21 protein-coding genes are annotated in these 20,473 nt (G+C 65.2%); 5 read left to right on the forward strand and 16 right to left on the reverse strand.

Translation table 11 applies throughout. The annotated features are described in order from the left end of the window. Positions 1-76: 76 nt before the first annotated feature. The 3 genes from AC3WJE_RS09445 to AC3WJE_RS09455 all read right to left on the reverse strand — a co-directional run bounded on the left by AC3WJE_RS09445 (position 77) and on the right by AC3WJE_RS09455 (position 2,213). Complete coding sequence (locus tag AC3WJE_RS09445; RefSeq protein ID WP_493730533.1) at positions 77-1,054, reverse strand: D-2-hydroxyacid dehydrogenase family protein; 978 nt, start codon at positions 1,052-1,054, stop codon at positions 77-79. 5 nt (positions 1,055-1,059) lie between these two features. Next, a complete protein-coding gene (locus tag AC3WJE_RS09450; protein ID WP_493730534.1) occupies positions 1,060-1,380 on the reverse strand; it encodes a DUF1820 family protein in 321 nt (106 codons plus the stop codon). Between the two features lie 140 nt (positions 1,381-1,520). After that, entirely contained in the window at positions 1,521-2,213 is a 693-nt protein-coding gene (locus AC3WJE_RS09455; RefSeq protein WP_493730623.1) for a rhomboid family intramembrane serine protease, read from the reverse strand. A gap of 217 nt (positions 2,214-2,430) precedes the next feature. Between AC3WJE_RS09455 and AC3WJE_RS09460 the strand changes: the two genes are divergently transcribed. Both AC3WJE_RS09460 and AC3WJE_RS09465 read left to right on the forward strand, forming a co-directional pair. After that, complete coding sequence (locus AC3WJE_RS09460) at positions 2,431-3,768, forward strand: outer membrane protein transport protein (RefSeq protein WP_493730535.1); 1,338 nt, start codon at positions 2,431-2,433, stop codon at positions 3,766-3,768. A 117-nt stretch (positions 3,769-3,885) separates the two neighbouring features. Beyond that, positions 3,886-4,584 (forward strand): 2OG-Fe(II) oxygenase, encoded by a 699-nt coding sequence (locus tag AC3WJE_RS09465; protein WP_493730536.1) that lies wholly within the window; start codon positions 3,886-3,888, stop codon positions 4,582-4,584. A 95-nt stretch (positions 4,585-4,679) separates the two neighbouring features. Here the strand turns inward: AC3WJE_RS09465 and AC3WJE_RS09470 are convergent, their stop codons facing one another. Further along, complete coding sequence (locus tag AC3WJE_RS09470; RefSeq protein ID WP_493730537.1) at positions 4,680-5,774, reverse strand: PA0069 family radical SAM protein; 1,095 nt, start codon at positions 5,772-5,774, stop codon at positions 4,680-4,682. 123 nt (positions 5,775-5,897) lie between these two features. Between AC3WJE_RS09470 and cls the strand changes: the two genes are divergently transcribed. The 3 genes from cls to AC3WJE_RS09485 all read left to right on the forward strand — a co-directional run bounded on the left by cls (position 5,898) and on the right by AC3WJE_RS09485 (position 8,532). After that, positions 5,898-7,358 carry a cardiolipin synthase gene (gene cls / locus AC3WJE_RS09475; protein WP_493730538.1) on the forward strand — a complete coding sequence of 487 codons (1,461 nt, stop codon included), beginning with the start codon at positions 5,898-5,900 and terminating at the stop codon, positions 7,356-7,358. Positions 7,359-7,489: 131 nt separating this feature from the next. Continuing rightward, positions 7,490-7,768, forward strand: coding sequence for a hypothetical protein (locus tag AC3WJE_RS09480; protein ID WP_493730539.1), 279 nt, complete (start codon positions 7,490-7,492; stop codon positions 7,766-7,768). Continuing rightward, entirely contained in the window at positions 7,765-8,532 is a 768-nt protein-coding gene (locus tag AC3WJE_RS09485; protein WP_493730540.1) for a pyridoxine 5'-phosphate synthase, read from the forward strand. Before AC3WJE_RS09480 ends, AC3WJE_RS09485 begins: the two co-directional genes overlap by 4 nt. Before the next feature lie 45 nt (positions 8,533-8,577). Here the strand turns inward: AC3WJE_RS09485 and AC3WJE_RS09490 are convergent, their stop codons facing one another. The 12 genes from AC3WJE_RS09490 to dnaN form a co-directional block, all read right to left on the reverse strand. Continuing rightward, positions 8,578-8,988: an ExbD/TolR family protein gene (locus tag AC3WJE_RS09490; RefSeq protein ID WP_493730541.1), complete on the reverse strand. Its 411-nt coding sequence runs from the start codon at positions 8,986-8,988 to the stop codon at positions 8,578-8,580. A 245-nt stretch (positions 8,989-9,233) separates the two neighbouring features. Next, a complete protein-coding gene (locus AC3WJE_RS09495) occupies positions 9,234-9,611 on the reverse strand; it encodes an ExbD/TolR family protein (protein ID WP_493730542.1) in 378 nt (125 codons plus the stop codon). A 35-nt stretch (positions 9,612-9,646) separates the two neighbouring features. Then, positions 9,647-10,069, reverse strand: a complete 423-nt coding sequence (locus AC3WJE_RS09500; protein ID WP_493730543.1) for an ExbD/TolR family protein — start codon at positions 10,067-10,069, stop codon at positions 9,647-9,649. A 52-nt stretch (positions 10,070-10,121) separates the two neighbouring features. Then, positions 10,122-10,883 (reverse strand): TonB-system energizer ExbB, encoded by a 762-nt coding sequence (exbB, locus tag AC3WJE_RS09505; protein ID WP_493730544.1) that lies wholly within the window; start codon positions 10,881-10,883, stop codon positions 10,122-10,124. An 87-nt stretch (positions 10,884-10,970) separates the two neighbouring features. Further along, positions 10,971-11,639 carry an energy transducer TonB gene (locus AC3WJE_RS09510; protein ID WP_493730545.1) on the reverse strand — a complete coding sequence of 223 codons (669 nt, stop codon included), beginning with the start codon at positions 11,637-11,639 and terminating at the stop codon, positions 10,971-10,973. A gap of 147 nt (positions 11,640-11,786) precedes the next feature. After that, positions 11,787-12,983 carry a tetratricopeptide repeat protein gene (locus tag AC3WJE_RS09515; protein WP_493730546.1) on the reverse strand — a complete coding sequence of 399 codons (1,197 nt, stop codon included), beginning with the start codon at positions 12,981-12,983 and terminating at the stop codon, positions 11,787-11,789. A 135-nt stretch (positions 12,984-13,118) separates the two neighbouring features. Continuing rightward, on the reverse strand, positions 13,119-13,925 hold the full coding sequence (locus AC3WJE_RS09520) for a M48 family metallopeptidase (protein ID WP_493730547.1): 807 nt from the start codon (positions 13,923-13,925) through the stop codon (positions 13,119-13,121). Positions 13,926-13,985: 60 nt separating this feature from the next. After that, positions 13,986-14,822, reverse strand: coding sequence for a CPBP family intramembrane glutamic endopeptidase (locus AC3WJE_RS09525; protein ID WP_493730548.1), 837 nt, complete (start codon positions 14,820-14,822; stop codon positions 13,986-13,988). Positions 14,823-14,895: 73 nt separating this feature from the next. Further along, positions 14,896-17,358 carry a DNA topoisomerase (ATP-hydrolyzing) subunit B gene (gene gyrB, locus AC3WJE_RS09530; protein WP_493730549.1) on the reverse strand — a complete coding sequence of 821 codons (2,463 nt, stop codon included), beginning with the start codon at positions 17,356-17,358 and terminating at the stop codon, positions 14,896-14,898. Positions 17,359-17,485: 127 nt separating this feature from the next. Continuing rightward, a complete protein-coding gene (gene recF / locus AC3WJE_RS09535) occupies positions 17,486-18,595 on the reverse strand; it encodes a DNA replication/repair protein RecF (protein ID WP_493730550.1) in 1,110 nt (369 codons plus the stop codon). A 145-nt stretch (positions 18,596-18,740) separates the two neighbouring features. Then, positions 18,741-18,995 (reverse strand): hypothetical protein, encoded by a 255-nt coding sequence (locus AC3WJE_RS09540; RefSeq protein WP_493730551.1) that lies wholly within the window; start codon positions 18,993-18,995, stop codon positions 18,741-18,743. A gap of 315 nt (positions 18,996-19,310) precedes the next feature. Next, positions 19,311-20,411 (reverse strand): DNA polymerase III subunit beta, encoded by a 1,101-nt coding sequence (gene dnaN / locus AC3WJE_RS09545; RefSeq protein WP_493730552.1) that lies wholly within the window; start codon positions 20,409-20,411, stop codon positions 19,311-19,313. Positions 20,412-20,473 lie beyond the last annotated feature (62 nt).

Consider the following 20,473-nt stretch of genomic DNA (forward strand, 5'->3'; position numbering starts at 1 on the left):
CCCCCCCCCAGATGTGCTAGGTGGTCTCGTGGGCTCGGAGATGTGGAGAAGAGACAGAGGCCACCCAGAGCCGCTCCTACAACTGCGCCAGCACCTCAGGATTGGCAATCCCCTGCGGCCGCCCCTCGGCGAACGCCAGTACGTTGTCGAACGCCGCGCCGAAGTACAGCGCATAGCTGCCAGTTTCGACATAACCCAGGTGCGGCGTCGCCAGCACGTGCGGATGCCGCAACAGCGGATCATCGACATCCAGCAACGGCTCGTGTTCGAACACGTCGATCGCCGCCTGGCCAGGCCGACCGGCCTCCAGCGCCGCCAGCAACGCCCCCGGTGCGATCAGCTCGGCGCGGCTGGTGTTGACCAGCAACGCGTCCGGCTTCATCCGCGCCAGATCCTCCGCGCCGATGGCATGGCGCGTGGCCGCCACCAACCGGCGGTGCAGGCTCAGCACGTCGCTGGCCTCGAACAATTCCTCACGGCTGGCGAACGCGGCATAGCCGTCGGCCTGCGCCTGCGCGCGTGACGCCTCGCTGCCCCAGACCCGCACCTCCATGCCGAACGCGCGCCCGTATGCGGCGATCCGCTGGCCGATCTTGCCGTAGCTCCAGATGCCCAGCGTCAGCCCCTGCAGCACCCGGCCCAGACCGGGATCGCCGAGCCGCTGCCAGCGTCCGTCGTGCAGTGCCTGCACGTAGGCCGGCAGGCGTCGGCTCGCCGCCATCACCAGCGCCCACGCCAGCTCGGCTGGCGCCACTGGCGAACCCACGCCCTCGGCCACCGCCACACCATGTGCGGTGCAGGCATCGAGGTCGATGTGCGCGGCGATCTTGCCGGTCTGGCTGATCAACCGCAGTCGCGGCATGCGTTGCAGCAGCGCGGCGTCGACGCTCGAGCGCTCGCGAATCAGCACCAGTGCTTCGGTTTGCACCAGCACCTCATCGGATGCATCGGCCAGCGCATGGTCGAGCACCGTCACCTCGTGATCGCGCAAGCGCGCGAAGCAGGCGAGGTGGCGGACCGCATCCTGGTAGTCGTCAGAAACGAGGATGCGCATCGCGTTCAACGCGGCTTGGACGGCATCGGGAACGGCGTCACCACCTTCTCGCCGGTTGCGGCATCGCGGATCGCGGACTGGCCCTTCTTCTCCACTTCCTCGATGCGCACGATGCTCTGCATCGGCAGGTGCAGGGTCTTGGTATTGCCGAACTCCTCGCGCAGCCGCTCCTCGGTGGGATCGACCACCAACCCGTCGTGCACGTCGAACACCAGCTCGCCGATCTCGTTGAAACCCCACAGATGGCTGCTGCCGACATGACGCGCGTACAGCTCGTACACCTTGCCGTGGTTGAGGAACGTCACTTTGTACAGCGGCTTGGACATGGGGCGGATTTCGACCTGGGGAACACGTGGGAAATGGGGCTGCGCACATCACGCCTCAAGAGCGCCCCTGTGGGAGGGGCTTCAGCCCCGACGTGCGCTGCCAGGAAAACCTGTCGGGGCTGAAGCCCCTCCCACACAAGCTAGAACCCATGCCGCTTGCGCAACCGCCGCGCGATCGCGGCGCGCACATAGACCCCGTAGGCCACGCCGAACAGGAAACCGGCCACGTGCGCCGACCAGGCCACCATGCCGAACGCGGGACCGATCCAGGCGAACACCACCTGCAACACCGCCCACGCCCCGATCAGCAGCGGTGCCGGGACCCGGATGAATTCCAGGAACAGCCCCAGCGGCAGCACCACCCCGAGCTTGGCCCCGGGGAACAGCGCCAGATACGTGCCGATCAACGCCGACACCGCCCCGGACGCGCCGATCACCACCCGGTCGGGCGTGCCGATCGCCGCCACCGCCGCCAGGTTGGACGCCGCCCCGCCGACCAGGAACAGCAGCAGCAGCCGCCATGGCCCGAGGATGCGCTCGGCCGGCAGCCCGAAGATCAGCAGGAACACCAGATTGCCGATCAGGTGCGACCAGTCCGCATGCAGGAACAACGCGGTGAACAGGCGCAGGACGCTGCCGTCCTGCAGCATCGCCCACCAGTCGCCGGGCCGCGATACGCCGCTGGAAAGCGCGCCCCAGTCCAGCCACAGGGTGTTGCGCGCCTCGCCTGGGCGGCTGATCGACCACAGGAACGCCAGCCAGATCGCCGCGAACAGCAGCGGTACCGCCCAGCGATGGGCGGGCTTCCGGCGCGAGGGAATCGACACGAACATGGCCGGCACGATACCGGCTTCAAGGCCCTGAACCCATCCCGCCCGATCCGGCTGCTTCAGACCAAGGTCGTTATTGTCTGGTTAATCGACAGCGCTATACTGCATACGGCGTCGTATGTCGGGAGGGGTCTCCGGCGCGACGGCCAGGGTTCCCGATTCTGGTCGTTGCAGGCGCGTACGCAGAACAATTCCAATGTTTTCCCGGAGAAGAATCGACATGTCCAACGTTTCCACATTCAGCCGCATCACTGCGCTGGCCGTCGGCATCGCCGGCGCCCTGGCTTTCGGCCAGGCCCACGGCGCCGCTTTCCAGCTCAAGGAAAACAGTGCCAAGGGCCTGGGCCGCGCCTTTGCCGGCTCCGGCAGCGCCCCGGGTGATGCCTCGATCATCGCCAACAACCCGGCCGGCATGCGCCTGCTGGAAGGCCGCCAGTTCCAGGCCGACGTCAGCGCGATCAGCTTCGGCGCCAAGTTCAAGGGCGACGCGACCTACGCCACGGGCGGCGCGATCTCCGGCGGCAATGGCGGCGACGCCGGCATGGTCGCAGCGGTGCCGGCGGTGTATTTCCACCTGCCGTTCGGCGAGAACAACAACATGCACTTCGGCACCTCGCTGACCGTGCCGTTCGGCTTCAAGACCGAGTACGACAGCAACTGGAAGGGGCGCTACAGCGGCCTCAAGACCGAGCTGCAGGCCATCGACCTGAACTTCGCGTTCTCCTATGACGTGAACCCGTACGTTTCGTTCGGCGCCTCGGTGTTCGCCGAGCGTCTGGACATCGATCTGAGCAACGCGATCGACTTCGGCACCGCGCTGTATTCGGTCAACCCGCGCCTGGGCTTCACCCCCGGCAGTGCCGACGGCAAGCTGCGCATCAAGGGCGACAACACCGCTGCCGGCTTCACCCTCGGCGGCCTGTTCAGCATCGACGAGAACACCAACATCGGCTTGAGCTACCGCTCGGAGGTCAAGCACAAGATCACCGACGGCACCGCCGACTTCACCGTTCCGGCCGCCGCTGCCGCCGTTCTGTCCGTCGCCCAGCCGGGCTACTACGTGGACACCAAGGGCAAAGCCACGCTCACCCTGCCGGCCAGCGCCACGGCCAGCTTCTACCATCGCATCGACGAGCGTTGGTCGGTCATGGCCGACGTGAGCCGCACCGCATGGAGCAAGTTCGACAAGGTGACGGTTGCGCTCGACAACGGGCAGTCGCTGCCGCTCGAGTTCGCTTACCGCGACACCACCTTCGGCTCGATCGGTACCGAGTTCAAGTTGAACGAAGCGGTGACCCTGCGCGGCGGCCTGGCTTATGACCAGACCCCGACCACCGATGCGCATCGTGACGTCCGCGTGCCGGATACCTCGCGCAAGTGGCTCTCGCTCGGCCTGACCTGGACCCCGTCGCAGAACGCCGAGTATAGCGTCGGCTACACGCACCTGTTCACCAAGGATCCGAACGTGGATACCACCTCCGCCACGCTCAACAACGTGGTCGGCACCTACAGTGTCACCGGCGACGTGCTGGCGGTCGGGTTCAACTACAAGTTCTGATCGCACGCTCGCAGTACAAACGCGTAGTACAAAAAAGCCCCGCTCCGGCGGGGCTTTTTTCCTGGTGCGTTCCCCGCGACGTGCATGCGCGCGCCAGCATTGCTAAGGTCGGCGGTCATGGACCAGCCCGACTTCATCGAGATCATCGACGACGCGGTGCCGCGCGAGGATTGCGCGGCGATCGTGCAACGCCTGCGCGACAGCGATCGCCTGCAACCCGGCCAGGTCGGCGGGGGCGTGTTTCCCGAACTCAAGCGCAGCCGCGACCTGCGCATCAGCGGCCAAGCCGAATGGCAGAGCGTCGAGCAGCGTTTGCAGCAAGCCGTGTTCAGCGGCCTGCTGCACTACCTGCGCCGCTATCCACAGGCGCTGATCTCACCGTTGATGCTGCAGGTCAACGGCGATGACGGGCAGACGCACCGGCTCGCGGCCGAGCATTTCCCCGGCATGGACGACACCGCGCTGGCGGGACTGGCGCGCACCTGCCTGCGGCCCGGCGCGATCAACCTGCAATGGTATGCGGCGGGCGAGGGCGGCTATCCGTACTGGCACTGCGAGCTGTATCCGCGCGATCCCGCCGCCGAGACGCTGCACCGGCACCTGCTGTGGACGCTCTATCTCAACGAGGAGTTCGAACAGGGCGAGACCGAGTTCCTGTTCCAGCAGCGCAAGGCCAAGCCGCGCACCGGCAGCCTGCTGATCGCACCGACCGCCTTCACCCACACCCATCGCGGCAACCGCCCGGTCGGCGGCGACAAGTTCATCGCCACCAGCTGGATCCTGTTCCAGTCGGCGCAGACGCTCTACGGCTGCTGATTGCCCGTAGGAGCGGCTTCAGCCGCGATGGGGCTTTACCGGTAAAGCCCTATCGCGGCTGAAGCCGCTCCTACGGCAGCCGGTCATGGCGTGGCTCAGAACAACTCGCCCTGCGGCGACGGCGGCGATGCCTTGGCCGGCATCAGCGGCCGCCGGAAGCGCTGCGTATCCAACGGCGGATAGCGCCGCCCCTCCATCCCGGTACGACGCAACGCCAACGCAAACCTTCGCGCCAGCAGCTGCGCATACACACCCTCGCCGCTGAAACGCTTGCCGAAGCGGCTGTCGTAATCCTTGCCGCCGCGCAGTTGCTGGATCGTTCTCATCACATGCGCGGCGCGCTGCGGATGATGCGTCTGCAGCCAATCGCGAAACAGCGGCGCCACTTCGTGCGGCAATCGCAGCAGCACGTAGCCGGCCGAGCAGGCGCCGGCATCGGCCGCCGCCTGCAGTACTGCTTCCAGCTCGTGGTCGTTGATCCACGGGATCACCGGCGCCACGATCACCCCGACCGGCACACCCGCCGCATGCAGCGTGCGCATCGCGCGCAGCCGCGCATGCGGTGCGGTCGCGCGTGGTTCCAGCCGCGCGGTGAGCCGCGGGTCGAGCGTGCTCAGTGAGAAATGCACGCTGACCAATCCTTCGCGTGCCAGCGGCACCAGCAGGTCGAGGTCGCGCACCACCAGTGCGTTCTTGGTGATCAGCGTGAACGGATGCCGGGTTTCCCACAGCACCTCGATCAACCGTCGCGTCAGTTGCAGCTTGCGCTCGATCGGCTGGTAGGCATCGGTGTTGATGCCGAGCGCGATCGTGCTCGGCGCGTAACCCGGCCGAGCCAACTCGCGCCGCAGCAGTTCAGGTGCGTTGGTCTTGGCGAACAGCCGCGTCTCGAAATCCAGGCCGGGCGAGAGGTTGAGGTAGGCATGGCTGGGGCGGGCGAAGCAGTAACTGCAGCCATGCTCGCAGCCCCGATAGGGATTGACCGACTGCGCGAACGGCACATCCGGCGAGCTGTTGCGACTGATGATGCTGCGCGCGGTCTCCTCGGTCACCCGCGTGCGCAGCGCCGGATCGGCGAACTCCTCGTCGTCCTGCTGCCACCAGCCATCGTCCACCGCCTCGTTGACGGTGATCTCGAAACGTCCCGGCAGATAGCCGGTGGACCCGCGCCCTTTGATTGCCTGTGCCATCGGGTAAGGCTATGGGCACGCGATCTCAGTCATTGCGATCACTGTCGGTCGCTGCGTTCATCGGGGCTCGCTCGACGGGCAGGCCGACGTAATCCAGCCTCGTCCGCGACATAGAATCGCCGCATGCTCGAAACCCTGCGGGGCGCGTGGGAATGGCTGGCGGGCATTCCCCATCTTGGCGCCTACATCACCGCCGCCTATGTGATGTATCTGCTGTGGATCCTCGGCTGGATCATCCTGCAGAAGCGCGAGCCGGTCGCCACGCTGAGCTGGGTGCTGTCGCTGGCGGCACTGCCGTACCTCGGGCTGCTGATCTACTACCTGCTCGGCCCGCAGAAGGTGAAACGGCAACGCCTGCGTCGCGGCCGCGCGCGCTCGGACATGGAGCACTACAGCAGCGTCTGCCCGCCCGACGCGGACTGCACCGAGCTGGCCAAGATCGCCCAGTCCACATCCGGACTGGCGCCGAGCAGCGCCGTCCGTGCCGACTGGCTGGTGGACGGCGCGGCCACCTACGCGGCGATCCTGGAAGCGATCGCGCAGGCGCGCGATCACGTCCACGTGGAGTACTACATCTTCAACCCCGACCGCAGCGGCACCCGCATCCGCGACGCGCTGATCGAGCGCGCCCGTGCCGGGGTCAAGGTCCGCCTGCTGCTGGATGCGGTGGGTTCCTCCAGCGTGTCACGGCACTTCCTGCAACCGTTGCTGGACGCCGGCGGCGAGGCGGCGTGGTTTCATCCCTCGCAACTGCTCAAGCCGTTCAAGCGGCCCTGGGTCAACCTGCGCACCCACCGCAAGATCGTGGTGGTCGACGGGCAGATCGCCTTCACCGGCGGCATCAACATCACCGACGAGGAAGACGAGTCGCTGCGCACCGATGCCTATCGCGACCTGCATGTGCGCGTGGAAGGCCACGTCGTGCGCAGCCTGCAGCAGGTGTTCCTCGAGGACTGGATCTATGCAAGCGGGCAGGGCCGGGGGCACCTCGCCGGGCAGGTGCTGTGGCCGGAAGATATGCCGCGGCGACGCGACGGCCGGATCGAGGCGCAGGTGCTGGTCTCCGGCCCGGACTCGTCCTGGGAAACCATCCATCGCCTGCACGTGGCGGCGATCCACGAGGCGCGCGAACGGGTATGGCTGGCGACCCCGTACTTCGTGCCCGGCGAGGCCGCGCGGATGGCGCTGACCTCGGCCGCGCTGGGCGGGCTCGACACCCGCCTGCTGGTGCCGCGGATGAGCGATTCGCGACTGGTCACCTACGCGGCGCGCTCGTATTTCGACGAGCTGCTGCTGGCCGGCGTGCGCATCTTCGAATACGGCCCGCGCATGCTGCACACCAAGGCATTCCTTGCCGACGACGAGGTCTGCATCGTCGGCAGCGCCAATTTCGACAACCGCAGTTTTCGCCTCAACTTCGAGGTCTCGATGCTGTTCCGCGACGGTGGGATGGCCGGCGAGCTGTCCCGGCTGCTCGCGCACGAGATGGAACAGGCGCAGGAAGTCCACTTCGAGCGCAACCGTCCGCTGCTGCGTTCACGCCTGCCGGAGGCCTTCGCTCGGCTGACTTCGCCGCTGCTTTAGCGCGTGGCACAGGCGCGGCAGGACGCGGCACTTTGTCGATGCCGAACCGCCGTTTGCCGAACCCGGCCTCAGTCCATGGAACCCCATGCCGGCGCAGCGCTACACTGCGCGCACTTCCCGGGGAGGTCGACATGCACTGGTTGTTTCTGCTCCTGGCGCTGGGCGCGCTGATCCTGGCTTTCAGCACACCGCACATGTGGTTGCTGGTGCTGTCGCTGCTGGCCGCGCTGGTGCTGCTGCTGGCCTGGGTGCGCGGCTGGTACGTTTCGCGCATCGGTGACGTGCAGCGCGATGTCGGCAGCATGGTCGATCCGCTCGAACTGCGGCGCCTGCGCGAACTGGCCCAAGCCCGCAAGGCGGCCGCGAGCGGCGCCGTCCAGGCCGACGATCACGGCCGGGAAGCGTCGTGACCACCAGGCTCAGCGTCAACGTCAACAAGGTCGCCGTCCTGCGCAATTCGCGCGGCGGACACGACCCGGACGTGGTGCAGGCCGCGCGCACCTGCATCGCCGCCGGCGCGCACGGCATCACCGTGCATCCGCGCCCGGACCGGCGCCACATCCGTGCCGAGGACGTCATCGTGCTGTCGGCGCTGACGCGTGAATCCGGCGTCGAGTTCAACATCGAGGGCAACCCGTTCGCACCGCCGCGCGAAGGCTACCCGGGCCTGCTGGAACTGTGCCGGCTGACGCGACCGGAGCAGGTGACGCTGGTGCCCGATGGCGACGGTCAGCTGACCTCCGACCACGGCTTCGACTTCCACCAGGAAGGCGAGCGCCTGCCGCCGCTGATCGCCGCGTTCAAGCAGCTCGGCTGCCGGGTCAGCCTGTTCGTGGATGCGGGCAATCCCGACATCCCGCGCGCGGCGTCGTTCGGCGCGGACCGGATCGAGTTCTATACCGGCCCTTACGCCGAGGCTTACAGCGGCGGCCAACCGCATGCCAGCCTGATCGAGTTCGCCGCTTCGGCGAAGCTCGCACGCGAGGCTGGGCTGGGCATCAATGCCGGTCACGACCTTTCGCAGGCCAACCTCGGCGATTTCCTGGCCGCCGTACCCGGCGTACTGGAAGTGTCGATCGGCCATGCGCTGATCGGCGAAGCCCTCTACGACGGACTCGATGCAACGGTCCGCGCTTACCTGGACATCCTGACGCAGAGCCCGCTCTCGTCCTGAGCGGGCCTGCGCGGTTCATCCGCCATCCGCAACGACAACCGATGCTTATCTCTGCACGAACGTGATCCGTTGCAGTTCGGCATTTTTCGCCGCAGCCAATACGCTGGCCATCGCCTGATAGTCAGCGAGCGGACTGGCGTCGATGCGCAGTTCCGGCGGGTTCCCCGGTTCGACCTCGGCCGCCTGCCGCAGTCGTGCCTGCAGGTCCGACGCAGCCAGCGCCGTCCCGTTCCAGTACAGCGAACCGCCTGCATCAAGACGCAGGTCGATCGGTGCAGGTGGCTCCACGCGCGGCGGCGGTGTATCGATGCGCTGTGGCAGGTCGATGGTTATCGGCCGGGCCACGATCGGCGCGGTCACGATGAAGATGATCAGCAACACCAACATCACGTCCACCAGCGGCGTGACGTTGATGTCGGCCAGGGGTCCACTCTTGCCAGGGATACCGATTGCCATCGTCCTTCCCTCCGAGTTGTTGGCTGCACGGCCAGCATACGCCGGCACCCGGGAGGTGGCGCAAGTACTCGGTGGTGAAAGCCGCGTCCTCGGGAGGCGGGGGGCCTATCCCACGTCGTTGTACTGCCGGTGCAGCCGCCTTTTTGTGGGAGGGAACTCTGGGCGAACGGAGCAAAAAAAACGCCACCGTTTCCGGTGGCGTTGCAGTCGCGTCATGACTGTTTGAAGCGTTGGAACGTCTCGTGTTACTGGACGAAGCCGATCTTCTGCATATCCGCATTCTTGGCAGCGGCCAGCACCTTGGCCACCACTTCGTACTCGGAGTCCGCGTTGGCGTCGATCTTCAGCTGCGGCTGGTTGGTCGGGTCCGCCTGGACCACTTCCTCCATCCGCTGCTGCAGTTCGCTGACCGGAACCGGGCTGCTGTTCCAGTAGACCTGGTTACCCGCGTCGATGCGCAGATCAATCGGCGGCGGCGGCTCAACCGTCTGCGGCGGCGGGTTGAGCACACGCTGCGGCAGGTCCACGGCGATCGGGTACGTCATGATCGGCGCGGTCACGATGAAGATGATCAGCAATACCAACATCACGTCGATCAACGGCGTGACGTTGATATCGGCCATCGGCTTTCCGCTGTTTCCACTACTGAAAGCCATACTTACTGCCCTCTGTCTTTGGTCGTGACGAAGCCGATGTCCAGCATGCCCTGACCCTGCGCGATCTTCATGACCTCGTTGATCGTGCTCATCTTGGTGGTGCGGTCACCACGCAGGTTGAGCGGCGGTTGCGGGGTCTGCTGCGCAGCCGTCGACAGACGCGATTCCAGGGCTTCCTTGGTGATCGGCTCGTCGTTGAAGAACAGATCGCCATTCTCCTGCACCGCGATCGTAATCGGGCTGGGGCGCTTGCCGTCCTCTTCCTGCTTGGTGAGGTTGGCCTTCGGCAATTCCACCTTGACCTTCTGGGTCATCAACGGTGTGGTGATGATGAAGATGATCAGCAGCACCAGCATCACGTCCACAAGGGGCGTGACGTTGATGTCGGCCATCGGGCCGCTGCTGTTTCCACTACTGAAGGCCATAACGGGCTCCGTCTAAATCACAATGCAATGACTTCTCTGCCGGAGGCGCGTCTTACTTGACGCGCGAGCCGGTGGCGAAGAAATCGTGCAGATCATGGGCAAACGTATCGAACTTCGCGATCGTGGAGGTATTGATCTTGGAGAAGAAGTTGAACGCAAACACCGCCGGGATAGCGACGAACAGACCGATCGCGGTCATGATCAGTGCTTCACCGACCGGGCCGGCCACCGCCTCGATACCGGCATTGCCGCTGGCGCCGATCTTGATCAGGGCGCCGTAGATGCCCCACACGGTACCCAGCAGACCGACGAACGGCGAGGTCGCACCGACGGTCGCCAGCAGCACCATGCCCGACTGCAGCTTGCCGCTCTCGCGGGTCACGGCCTGGCGCAGGGCACGGTCGACGAACTCCGAACGGCTCAGGTTCTCACCCAGGCCGGTGTTGCTGCCTTCGGCACGCTGGTGGTGGGCGGCAGCCTGCGCGGCGTCCAGGGCGATCTTCGAGAACGGCTCGGAAGCCGGCTGCTCTTCCATTGCGCGGATGGCGTCCTGCGCGTTCGGCGCTTCCCAGAAAGCATTGACGACACGGTCCGAAGCAGCCTTCAGGCGGGTGGCCTTGAAGGTATTGATGACGGTCCAGTACCAGGACGCAGCCGACATGGTGACCAGGGCGATCAGGACGACCCAGGAAACCGCGAAGTCACCCGGGTTGGAGGTCATTTCCCCGATCAGGTGCTCGAAGCCCATCTGCGAGAGGGCAGCCGACGGGTTCGAACCCCCGGCAGCGGCGGCGATGAAGAGATCCTGCAGCATGACGCTTACCTTTGTTGTGTGTGGTGATGAAGGGTAGTGCTAAAAGAACGACAGAGCTCGGAACCGGCAGACGCCGGTTCCCTGCGATCAATTGAGCGCGAAGTTGACCGGGACGCGAACGCGACCCGCTGCCTTCTGCCCGTTGACGACGGAAGCATTGAACTTCCACTTACGGGCAGCATCCATCGCGGCGCGGTCGAGATCGCGGTTGCGGCTCGACTTCTCGACCGCCACGTTGGTCACGTTGCCGTTGGCATCGACGTCGACGATCAACACGACCTCACCCTGGATACCTGCACGGAATGCGGCCGGCGGGTACTTGGGCGGGTTCATGTTCTTCGACGAGATGTCGACGCTGGCGCCGATGTCGACGGCCTGTGCAGGCGGCGCAGGCGGCGACGGCGGGACGACGACGTCGGCCGCACGCGGCTCCGGTACATCCACGACCGGGGCTTCCGGCGGCGGCGGCAGTGGGGAGGTCTTCGGCGGCGCCAGGTTCTTCACCGGCGGCGGCGGCTTGTCTTCCGGCGGCGGCGGCGGCGGCGGCGGGGGTGGCGGCGGCGGCGCGTCAACGATCGTCACCATGACGTTGCGTTCCTTTTCCGCCGGCGCCTTGGGAGCGACGGCCGGGATCAGGAGCAGCATCAGGGCGGCAAGATGGAGAGCGATTACAAAGGCAATACCGATGATGCGGGGCCAGCTCAACTCCTGCCCTTCATCCTGGTCATACCTGTGGACAACAAATTGTTCCGTCATGCGCCAATGGCTCTTTCAGTGGGGGCCTGGATCCGTTTCGGGATCCCCGATTAGGGCGGCGTTCATGCCGCAGGAACCTCCAAGCTTATACCAATCCCGCGACCTGTAACCACTTATACACAGGCTTTCGGGGGTTATTTTTCCGAACTACTTCAGGTTGATGATCTTCTTCGCGTCGTCCGGCTTCTTCACACCCTTGGCCAGCGCCTGCTTGGCGGCTTCCTTGGCTTCCGGGATGCGGCCTTCCGAGTGCAGTACCTTGGCCAGGTTCAGATAGGTCTCACCGTCCTTGGACAGCGGTGCGGCCTTCTTCCAGTTGTCGATCGCCAGCGGAACCTGATCGGTGTAGTAGTACGACTGCGCGAGCGCCAGATAGACCTGGTAATCGGGCTTCAGGATGCCCTTCTGCAGGCCTTCGTTGATCACCGCGATGACATCCTTCTCGTGGTTGTCGGTGTTGGCGTAGATCGAGTACAGCTGCTTGTACTCTTTCTCCTCCGTGAGCTGGCCACTGGCACGCAGCTTGTCCATCACCGCTGCGGCCTTGTCCATCTGGTCGGCCTGCATGTACATGCTGGCCAGGTTGAGCTGAGCCTTCTTGTCGCTCGGATTCTTGGCGGCCAGCTGCTCGGCGGTGGCGACGGCTTCAGCGTTCTGGCCGGCCTCGGAGTAGGCGGCCATCAGCAGCTGGGTCCAGCTGTCCTTCGGGTCCGGCGAAGCGGCGATCGCCTGCTTCAGCACCGGAATCGCCTCGGCGTACTTCTCGGTCTGGTACAGCGCCTGGCCCTTGATGATCAGGTCTTCCGGACGCTGCGAGTGGGTCTCGGTGAGGTACTTGTCGAGCGTGGCCAGGCCAGCGTCGTATTCGTTGTCCTGCAGTTCCAGCTGGGCCAGCATCAGCATCGACTGGTAGTGGCCGTTGTTGTCCAGCGCGTTGAGATCGATCACCTGCTTCAGGTACGCCTTGGCGGCGGCGGTGTCGTCGAGGTTGTAGGCGGCCTGCGCGGCCATCTGCGCGGCCAGCGCCTTGTCGGCTTCGTTGGCGGCCGGGTCGGCGATGATCTGGTCGGCCTGCGTGCGTACCGAGGCGTAGTCCTCGCCCTTGTTGAAGGTGTCGATGAGCTTCTGCAGCTTGCTGCCCATCTTCGAGGAGTTCTTGACCTTCGGTGCTTCGCGGGTCGCCTGCGGATACAGATCCTTTGCCTTGCCGTCGTCCTTCGACTTGCGCCCCTGGCGCTGGGAAGAGCTGTCGGACTGCGCGAACGCATCAACGACAACCGCACCGCCCAGTGATACGGCAATGAACAGGGACAGCAATGCTTTGTTGCGAGTGGGCAGTTTCATGATGACCTCGGCTGGACCGCACGCTGCGGTACGGAAGTGAAACGCAGGCTATACAAAAAGTGAGCCAGCAAACTTAGCAGAAAGTTTTCCGTCGCGAAAACGGTTTCCGTGCTGTATTGCCGCAAATCTTTCCACTCACCCACAGCGCGGTACGCGACCATCGCGCCGGGCTTGCTGGTAGACGGGTTCCAGATTCGGGGTGTCGCGCTGGAGTTCGCGGATGCGGTTGGTGGGATCGGGATGCGTGGACAGCCATTGCGGTTGGCGTGCGCCACCGGCAGCGATCATGTTCTGCCAGAGATTCACCGCCTGGGCCGGGTCGAAACCGGCCTGGGCCATCAAGCGCTGGCCGACCACGTCGGCTTCGCTCTCCTGCGTGCGCGAACCCGGCAGCAGGAACGCGGTCTGCGCGGTCATGCCGCCGAGCTGGTTGACCGCGCTGGCCGCGCCACTGCCGTAGGCGGCACCGGCGAGGGCGCCGAGCAGGCCCAGGCCGGTCTGCGCGCCGAGTTGGCGGGTGATGCGCTCCTCATGGTGGCGCGAAATCACGTGCCCGATTTCGTGGCCGAGCACGGCCGCGAGCTGGTCCTGGTTCTTGGCGACGGTGAAGATGCCGGTGTTCACGCCGACCTTGCCGCCCGGCAATGCGAACGCATTGGGCTCGGCATCGACGAACAGGGCGGTTTCCCACGGCGTGCTGCGCCATTGCGGCGGCAGTTGCGCCACCAGCGCATTGACCACGCAGTTCACGTAGGCGTTCTGCTGGCCGTTGCTGCTGAGCTTTTCCTTGCTCTTGGTCTCGGCAAAGGCCTGGGCGCCGAGCTGGTCGAGCTGCTGCTGCGACACGCCACCGACCACCTGACGGCGGCCCGTCGGCGAAGTGGTCGTCGCGCAGCCGGAAACCACCAGGGTCACCAGCATCGCCAGCAAGACTGCTTTCATCGAATCCCCCTTGAATCCGGCCTCATTGTGGCCGTTGACGGCTTAACTTTTCGTCAAGCGTCAGGGGATGCCAAACCAGTGCAATGCGACCAGCGCGATCGCGTTGTTCAAGCCATGCGCGACGATCGGTGCCCACAGCGTGCCGGTGCGCCAGTACAGCCAGGCGAAGGCGGCGCCCATCGCGCCGTAGACCAGCCAGAGCTGGAAGATCGCCCATGGCCCATTGCCGCTGATGCCGGGCACTTCATGCAGCAGCGCGAAGGCGAGACTGCTCAGCAACATGCCGAGCCAGGGCCGGCCGGCCGCCAGCAGGCGCCCGAACAGCACGCGCCGGAACATCAGTTCCTCATAGGCCGGCGCGAGCACCACCGCGAACACGATCAGGAACCACGGCCACTGGTCGATGGCTTCTTCCATCAACGCCAGGTTGGTCGGTACCGGATGCACGCCCAGCTGCTCGGCCAAGGTACCGATCGCGGTGCTGAAGACGAATACGCCAAGCGCCACCGCGCCGATGCGAATCCAGGTCGAGCGGCGCGCGATCGCGGCGCGCGAGGCCTGTTTTTCCTGTGCGCTGGCGCGGCGGCGCCAGAAGTACAGCAGCAAGGCGGCCGAGGCGGTGCTGACCAGCGCGATCAGCATCTGCGCCATCGCGCCGGGCTGCCCGATCATCCGCGCGATCTGGTCCGGCGTGGCGGTGAAGCCTTCGTGGCGGGCCTGCAGCGCGATTTCGAAGCCGCGCCAGACGCCCCACAGCATCGTCGCGCCGACGCTGATCAGCAGCAGCACGCCCAGGCCGATCAGCAGATCGATGAAGAATCCCGCGACGGGCGAGCCTGCGCGAGGCGGCAGCGCCGGTATGGCAACGGTCGGGGAGGGCGCCTGCGGCTCGATCATCGCGATCCTGGAACGGCGGGAAATACGCCACCGCCACGCATACGTGCGCGGCGGTGGCCGACATCCGATTGTGTCAGATATCCAGGTTGGCGACCTTCAGCGCGTTGTCCTCGATGAAGTCGCGGCGCGGCTCGACCACATCGCCCATCAGCGTGCTGAAGATCTGGTCGGCAGCCACGGCGTCTTCGATGCGGACCTGCAGCAGGCGGCGGGTATCCGGGTTGACCGTGGTTTCCCACAGCTGCTCGGCGTTCATTTCGCCCAGGCCCTTGAAGCGTTGCACCTGGCGGCCCTTCTTGGCCTCCTCCAGCAACCAGGCCTGCGCCTGCGCGAAGCTGGTGATCGACTGGGTCTTGTTGCCGCGGATGATCTGCGCGCCGTCGCGCACCAGGCCATGCAGGGCCAGGGCGACATCGCGCAGCGGGCGCAGTTCGCCGCTCTCGAACGCGCCCATCGGCAGCACCTGGGTGAACTCCTCGCCCATGTGGCGACGGATCGCCACCAGCGAGGCGGCATGCACGTCGCTGGCCGGGTCGAAGCGCAGCTGGTAGCGCGCGGTGCCGAGCGTGCCGCGGTTGAGCACCGCCTGCAGTGCCTCCAGGCTCGGGTGCTGGTCACCCTCGGCCTGCAACTGTTCCACGTCCAGCGGCGGCAGGTCGATCAGCGCGGTCAGCAGCGCCGGGTCGTAGCGGTGCGCATTGCGCGCGATCGCTTCGTTGGCAGCGGTGAACAGCAGCAGCAGCTTCTCCAGCGCCTGGCCGGTGATCGCCGGCTCGGCTTCGGCCGGGATCAGCGCCGCGCCTTCGACCGCGCTGTTGGCCAGGTAGGCGTTGAGCGCCGCGTCGTCCTTCAGGTACAGCTCGCTCTTGCCCTGCTTGAGCTTGTACAGCGGCGGCAGGCCGATATAGACGTGGCCGCGCTCGATCAGCTCCGGCATCTGCCGGTAGAAGAACGTCAGCAGCAGGGTGCGGATGTGCGAACCGTCGACGTCGGCGTCGGTCATGATGATGATGCGGTGGTAGCGCAGCTTGTCCGGGTTGTACTCGTCGCGCCCGATGCCGGTGCCCAACGCGGTGATCAGGGTACCGACCTGATCCGAGGCGAGCATGCGGTCGAAACGCGCACGTTCCACGTTGAGGATCTTGCCGCGCAGCGGCAGCACCGCCTGGTTCTTGCGGTTGCGGCCCTGCTTGGCCGAGCCGCCTGCCGAGTCACCCTCGACGATGAACAGTTCCGACAGCGCCGGATCCTTCTCCTGGCAGTCGGCCAGCTTGCCGGGCAGGCCGGCGATATCGAGCGCGCCCTTGCGGCGAGTCAGGTCGCGCGCCTTGCGCGCGGCTTCGCGCGCACGTGCGGCGTCGACGATCTTGCCGGCGATCGCCTTGGCTTCGTTCGGGTTCTCCTGCAGGAACTCCTCCAGGCGCGCGCCGAAGGCGTTTTCCACTGCCGGGCGCACATCGGAGCTGACCAGCTTTTCCTTGGTCTGCGAGGAGAAGCTCGGGTCCGGCACCTTCACCGACAGCACCGCGATCATGCCTTCGCGCATGTCATCGCCGGTCAGGGTGATCTTGGCCTGCTTGGCTATGCCGTTCTGCTCGATGTAGTTGTTCAACACGCGCGTCAGCGCGCCGCGGAAGCCGGCAAGGTGGGTGCCGCCGTCCTTCTGCGGGATGTTGTTGGTGAAGCAGTACATCGTTTCCTGGTAGGCGTCAGTCCACTGCAGTGCGACGTCGACGACGATGCCGTTGTGCTCGCCGGTCACCGAAATCACGTTCGGATGCAGCGGGTTCTTCAGCTGCGCCAGATGCTCGACGAAGCTGCGGATGCCGCCTTCGTAGTGGAAATCGTCGCGACGGCTTTCGCCGCGCTCGTCGATCAGCGCGATCTTGACCCCGGAGTTGAGGAACGACAGCTCGCGCAGGCGCCGCGCCAGGATCTCGTAGTGGAAGTCGACGTTGCCGTGGAATGCCTTCGTCGACGGCCAGAAGCGCAGGGTGGTACCGCGCTTGGTACTGGTTTCCAGCTGCTTCAGCGGGTTTAGTGCCGCACCGTCGCTGTATTCCTGCTGGTAGTGGAAGCCGCCCTGGTAGATGTCCAGCAGCAGCTTCTCCGACAGCGCATTGACCACGCTGACGCCGACGCCGTGCAGGCCACCGGACACCTTGTAGCTGTTGTCGTCGAACTTGCCGCCGGCGTGCAGGACCGTCATCACGACTTCGGCAGCGGAGACGTCGCGATCGAGCTTCTTGCTCATCTGCTCGTGCTTGCCGACCGGGATACCGCGACCGTTGTCGGACACCGAGACCGAGCCGTCGGCGTGGATGGTCACCACGACGTTGTCGGCGTGGCCTGCCAGCGCTTCGTCGATGGAGTTGTCGACAACCTCGAACACCATGTGGTGCAGACCGGTGCCGTCATGGACGTCACCGATGTACATGCCTGGACGCTTGCGGACAGCCTCCAACCCTTCCAGAGCGGTGATGCTGTTCGCATCGTAGTTGCCGTTGTTTGCCGGGGTGTTCTGTTCTTCGGTCATTCGCTTGCCGTTGGCTCCGCTACATCGCCGCTGCGCGGCGGGTGCCGCGCAACGTCGAAGAAGAATGGGATAGCGCTCAAATTATACCAGCCGGGCCCGTGGCGCCGACTGCGACCCGCCAGTATGCCTATGTGGCGCTGCCAGCGCTCACTAGCCCATGTTCCACGTGGAACACCGTGTAGGGGACGGCCAGTTCGGCCAGGGCAGCCGGTACTTCGGTGGCGGTGATCATCACCTGGGCCGGCGCTGCGAGCAGATGTTCGAGCACCCGCCGCTGGTGGTTGCGGTCCAGTTCCGAGCCCAGATCGTCCAGCGCAACCACCGGCCATTGTCCGCGCATCACCGCGAAGTCCTCGGCCTGCGCCATCAGGCAGGCGAGGGCGGTGAGCTTGGCCTGTCCGCGCGAGAGTGCCTCACGGCCTGGAATGGTCGCGTACTCGGTCTTCCAATCGGCGCGATGCGGACCGACCGAGGTGTAGCCGTACTGGCGGTCGCGATCACGCGCGAGCAGCAGCGCGTCGGCCAGCGACAGTTCGTGACGGCGCCACCCTGGAGAGAACTCCAGGCCGACCAACTCCAGCCCCGGCGCGATCCGCTGCGCCAGGGGCACGATCCGCTCCTGCAGCCGCTCCAGATAGCGCAGACGCCGGGATGTCAGCGTTTCCCCGGCTTCGGACAGCTCCTTGTCCCAGGCATCCAACGCCACATTGCCGTGTCCGCCCTGCTTGAGCAGGGCATTGCGCTGCTTGAGCGCCCGCGAGTAGCGGCGCCACAGCGGCATGAAGTCAGGTTCCACGTGGAACAAACCCCAATCCAGGAAGCGACGCCGTGCCTCGCCACCGCCACTGATCAGTGCATGACTGCCCGGCTCGAACGTCACCACCGCCAGCGCCGCGCACAGCGTGCTCATCTGGCCCACATCCTGGCCGTCGAGCCGACCTTTCCAGTCCTGACCGCTGTGACTCATGCCGACGCGACGCCGCAGGCCGGTTTCCGGACCATCGACCGCTTCCTGCCACTCCACGTACACGTCCAGCGCCACTGCACCCTGGCGAATCAGGCCATCTCGTACCCGCCCACGGAAACTGCGGCCATAGGCCATCAGATGCAGGGCTTCCAGCAAGGTGGTCTTGCCCGCGCCGTTGTCGCCGGTGATCAGGTTGAGCCCGGCGGCGGGCTGCAGCTCGGCCGCATCGAAGCGACGCATGTGGTGGAGGGCAATACGGTGGATGCGCATGCAGGTTCGATCACGGGCCCGCGTCAGGCGAATCTGCGCGTGGCGGGGAAGCATACGTGAAACCGGCCAACCGACCGGCGTCACCGTCGGATTGGTTGCCCTGTGGATCAGCTGTGGACAAGTGGGGCAGTCAGAAGGGACAACATCAAGGAATCGGGCTTATCCACATGCTATCCCCACCTTCAAGGCCAGAAACAGACCGGGTTTCAAGGCAATAAAGTCCTTTAAAATCATTGAGATAAGGCACTTCTACATAAAATCTGGCTACACCACCACTACAGTTATTAAAGATATTTAAAGCTTTTGAAGCATGGAAAGCGGTGTTTTCTGGAAACAAGCCACTGCTCAGGAGCGCAAGAAAGCAATCTGCTCGCGCCTGCTCCGCTCCGGCTTTGATCAAAGCGAACTTCCCGGAGATCTGGCGATGTTGGACCCCAATGATTTCGTTTCATGGACCCTGGGCCAAGTACGTTGATCCAACGCTGTTGCTTGATTGTTCAATCTCGCCAGTTGCCTGAGAACGGAAAGCCACTACTCGCATCGGATGGAGTCCTTGTGGGAGGGACTTCAGTCCCGACGCTTTCCCGGTGGAGCCCGTCGGGACTGAAGTCCCTCCCACAAAAAGCCAAGAACGGGAACAGAGCAGAAACAAAAACGCCCGGCATTGCCGGGCGTCTTGTTGAGCGTGTTCCACGTGGAACCAAACGCGGCCAGGTCAGAGACGCAGCGGCATCACCACGTGGCGCGACTTCTCGCTGCTGGACTCGCGAACCAGCGCCGAGGAGTTGGCATCGCGCAGCTGGATGATCACGAACTCATCGCGCAGTGCCGACAGCGCATCCAGCAGGTAGTTCACGTTGAAGCCGATCGCCAGGTCGCTGACCTTGGTGTCGGCTTCGACTTCTTCCTGCGCCTCTTCCTGCTCCGGATTGTGTGCGCTGATCTTCAGCTGGCCCGGCGAGACTTCCACGCGTACACCGCGGTACTTTTCGTTGGACAGGATCGCTGCACGCTGCAGTGCCGCGCGCAGGATCTCGCGATCGATCTTGACCTCGCGATCGGCACCGATCGGCACCACCGCCTCGTAATCCGGGAAACGACCGTCGATCAGCTTGGAGGTGAAGGTGACATCGTCGCGCTTGACCCGCACGTGGCTGCGGCCGACTTCCAGCTCCAGCTCGCGATCGCCGCCTTCCAGCAGACGCTGCAGCTCGGTCACGCCCTTGCGCGGCACGATGATCTGGCGCTTGGTCCCGCTGCCGCCTTCAAGGTCGGTCTCGCACAGCGCCAGGCGATGACCGTCGGTGGCCACGCAGCGCAGGATGCCGTCGCGCAGGTCGAACAGCAGCCCGTTGAGGTAATAGCGCACGTCCTGCTGCGCCATCGCGAACGCGGTGCGCTCGATCAGTTCCTTCAAGCCGGCTTCCGGCACCGCGACGCGCTCGGTGGCTTCGACCTCGTCGACCGAGGGGAAGTCGTTCGCCGGCAGCGTGGCCAACGTGAAACGCGAACGTCCCGCCTGCACGGTGACCTTGTCGCCGGACTGCGAGACGGTGACGCGGCTGCCGTCGGGCAGGGCGCGGATGATGTCGAACAGCTTGCGGGCCGGAATCGTGGTCTCGCCGTCCTGCGCATCTTCCACAGACGTGCGCGAGATCATTTCGACCTCCAGGTCAGTACCGGTCAACGACAGCTGACCGTTCTGCACCTGCACCAGAAAGTTCGCGAGGACCGGCAGAGTCTGACGGCGTTCGACCACGTTGACGACTTGCGCCAACGGCTTGAGAAAGGCTTCGCGCTGCAGTGTGAAACGCATGTGGTTCCGTGCCCCTATGCTTTAAAAGATATGGAATAAATCAAAACTTGGTGGTGATGGTA

The sequence above is a fragment of the Pseudomonas sp. GW821-FHT07E12 genome, from assembly GCF_058986605.1.

What these genes read in the sequence shown, in the direction of transcription:
- gyrB (WP_493730549.1), bottom strand. Translation starts at nt 17,358, where the DNA reads ATGACCGAAGAACAGAACACCCCGGCAAACAACGGCAACTACGATGCG.
- AC3WJE_RS09510 (WP_493730545.1), bottom strand. Translation starts at nt 11,639, where the DNA reads ATGACGGAACAATTTGTTGTCCACAGGTATGACCAGGATGAAGGGCAG.
- AC3WJE_RS09490 (WP_493730541.1), bottom strand. Translation starts at nt 8,988, where the DNA reads ATGGCAATCGGTATCCCTGGCAAGAGTGGACCCCTGGCCGACATCAAC.
- AC3WJE_RS09520 (WP_493730547.1), bottom strand. Translation starts at nt 13,925, where the DNA reads ATGAAAGCAGTCTTGCTGGCGATGCTGGTGACCCTGGTGGTTTCCGGC.
- exbB (WP_493730544.1), bottom strand. Translation starts at nt 10,883, where the DNA reads ATGCTGCAGGATCTCTTCATCGCCGCCGCTGCCGGGGGTTCGAACCCG.
- AC3WJE_RS09515 (WP_493730546.1), bottom strand. Translation starts at nt 12,983, where the DNA reads ATGAAACTGCCCACTCGCAACAAAGCATTGCTGTCCCTGTTCATTGCC.
- dnaN (WP_493730552.1), bottom strand. Translation starts at nt 20,411, where the DNA reads ATGCGTTTCACACTGCAGCGCGAAGCCTTTCTCAAGCCGTTGGCGCAA.
- AC3WJE_RS09495 (WP_493730542.1), bottom strand. Translation starts at nt 9,611, where the DNA reads ATGGCCGATATCAACGTCACGCCGTTGATCGACGTGATGTTGGTATTG.
- AC3WJE_RS09470 (WP_493730537.1), bottom strand. Translation starts at nt 5,774, where the DNA reads ATGGCACAGGCAATCAAAGGGCGCGGGTCCACCGGCTATCTGCCGGGA.
- AC3WJE_RS09460 (WP_493730535.1), top strand. Translation starts at nt 2,431, where the DNA reads ATGTCCAACGTTTCCACATTCAGCCGCATCACTGCGCTGGCCGTCGGC.
- recF (WP_493730550.1), bottom strand. Translation starts at nt 18,595, where the DNA reads ATGCGCATCCACCGTATTGCCCTCCACCACATGCGTCGCTTCGATGCG.
- cls (WP_493730538.1), top strand. Translation starts at nt 5,898, where the DNA reads ATGCTCGAAACCCTGCGGGGCGCGTGGGAATGGCTGGCGGGCATTCCC.
- AC3WJE_RS09465 (WP_493730536.1), top strand. Translation starts at nt 3,886, where the DNA reads ATGGACCAGCCCGACTTCATCGAGATCATCGACGACGCGGTGCCGCGC.
- AC3WJE_RS09500 (WP_493730543.1), bottom strand. Translation starts at nt 10,069, where the DNA reads ATGGCCTTCAGTAGTGGAAACAGCAGCGGCCCGATGGCCGACATCAAC.
- AC3WJE_RS09455 (WP_493730623.1), bottom strand. Translation starts at nt 2,213, where the DNA reads ATGTTCGTGTCGATTCCCTCGCGCCGGAAGCCCGCCCATCGCTGGGCG.
- AC3WJE_RS09525 (WP_493730548.1), bottom strand. Translation starts at nt 14,822, where the DNA reads ATGATCGAGCCGCAGGCGCCCTCCCCGACCGTTGCCATACCGGCGCTG.
- AC3WJE_RS09450 (WP_493730534.1), bottom strand. Translation starts at nt 1,380, where the DNA reads ATGTCCAAGCCGCTGTACAAAGTGACGTTCCTCAACCACGGCAAGGTG.
- AC3WJE_RS09445 (WP_493730533.1), bottom strand. Translation starts at nt 1,054, where the DNA reads ATGCGCATCCTCGTTTCTGACGACTACCAGGATGCGGTCCGCCACCTC.
- AC3WJE_RS09480 (WP_493730539.1), top strand. Translation starts at nt 7,490, where the DNA reads ATGCACTGGTTGTTTCTGCTCCTGGCGCTGGGCGCGCTGATCCTGGCT.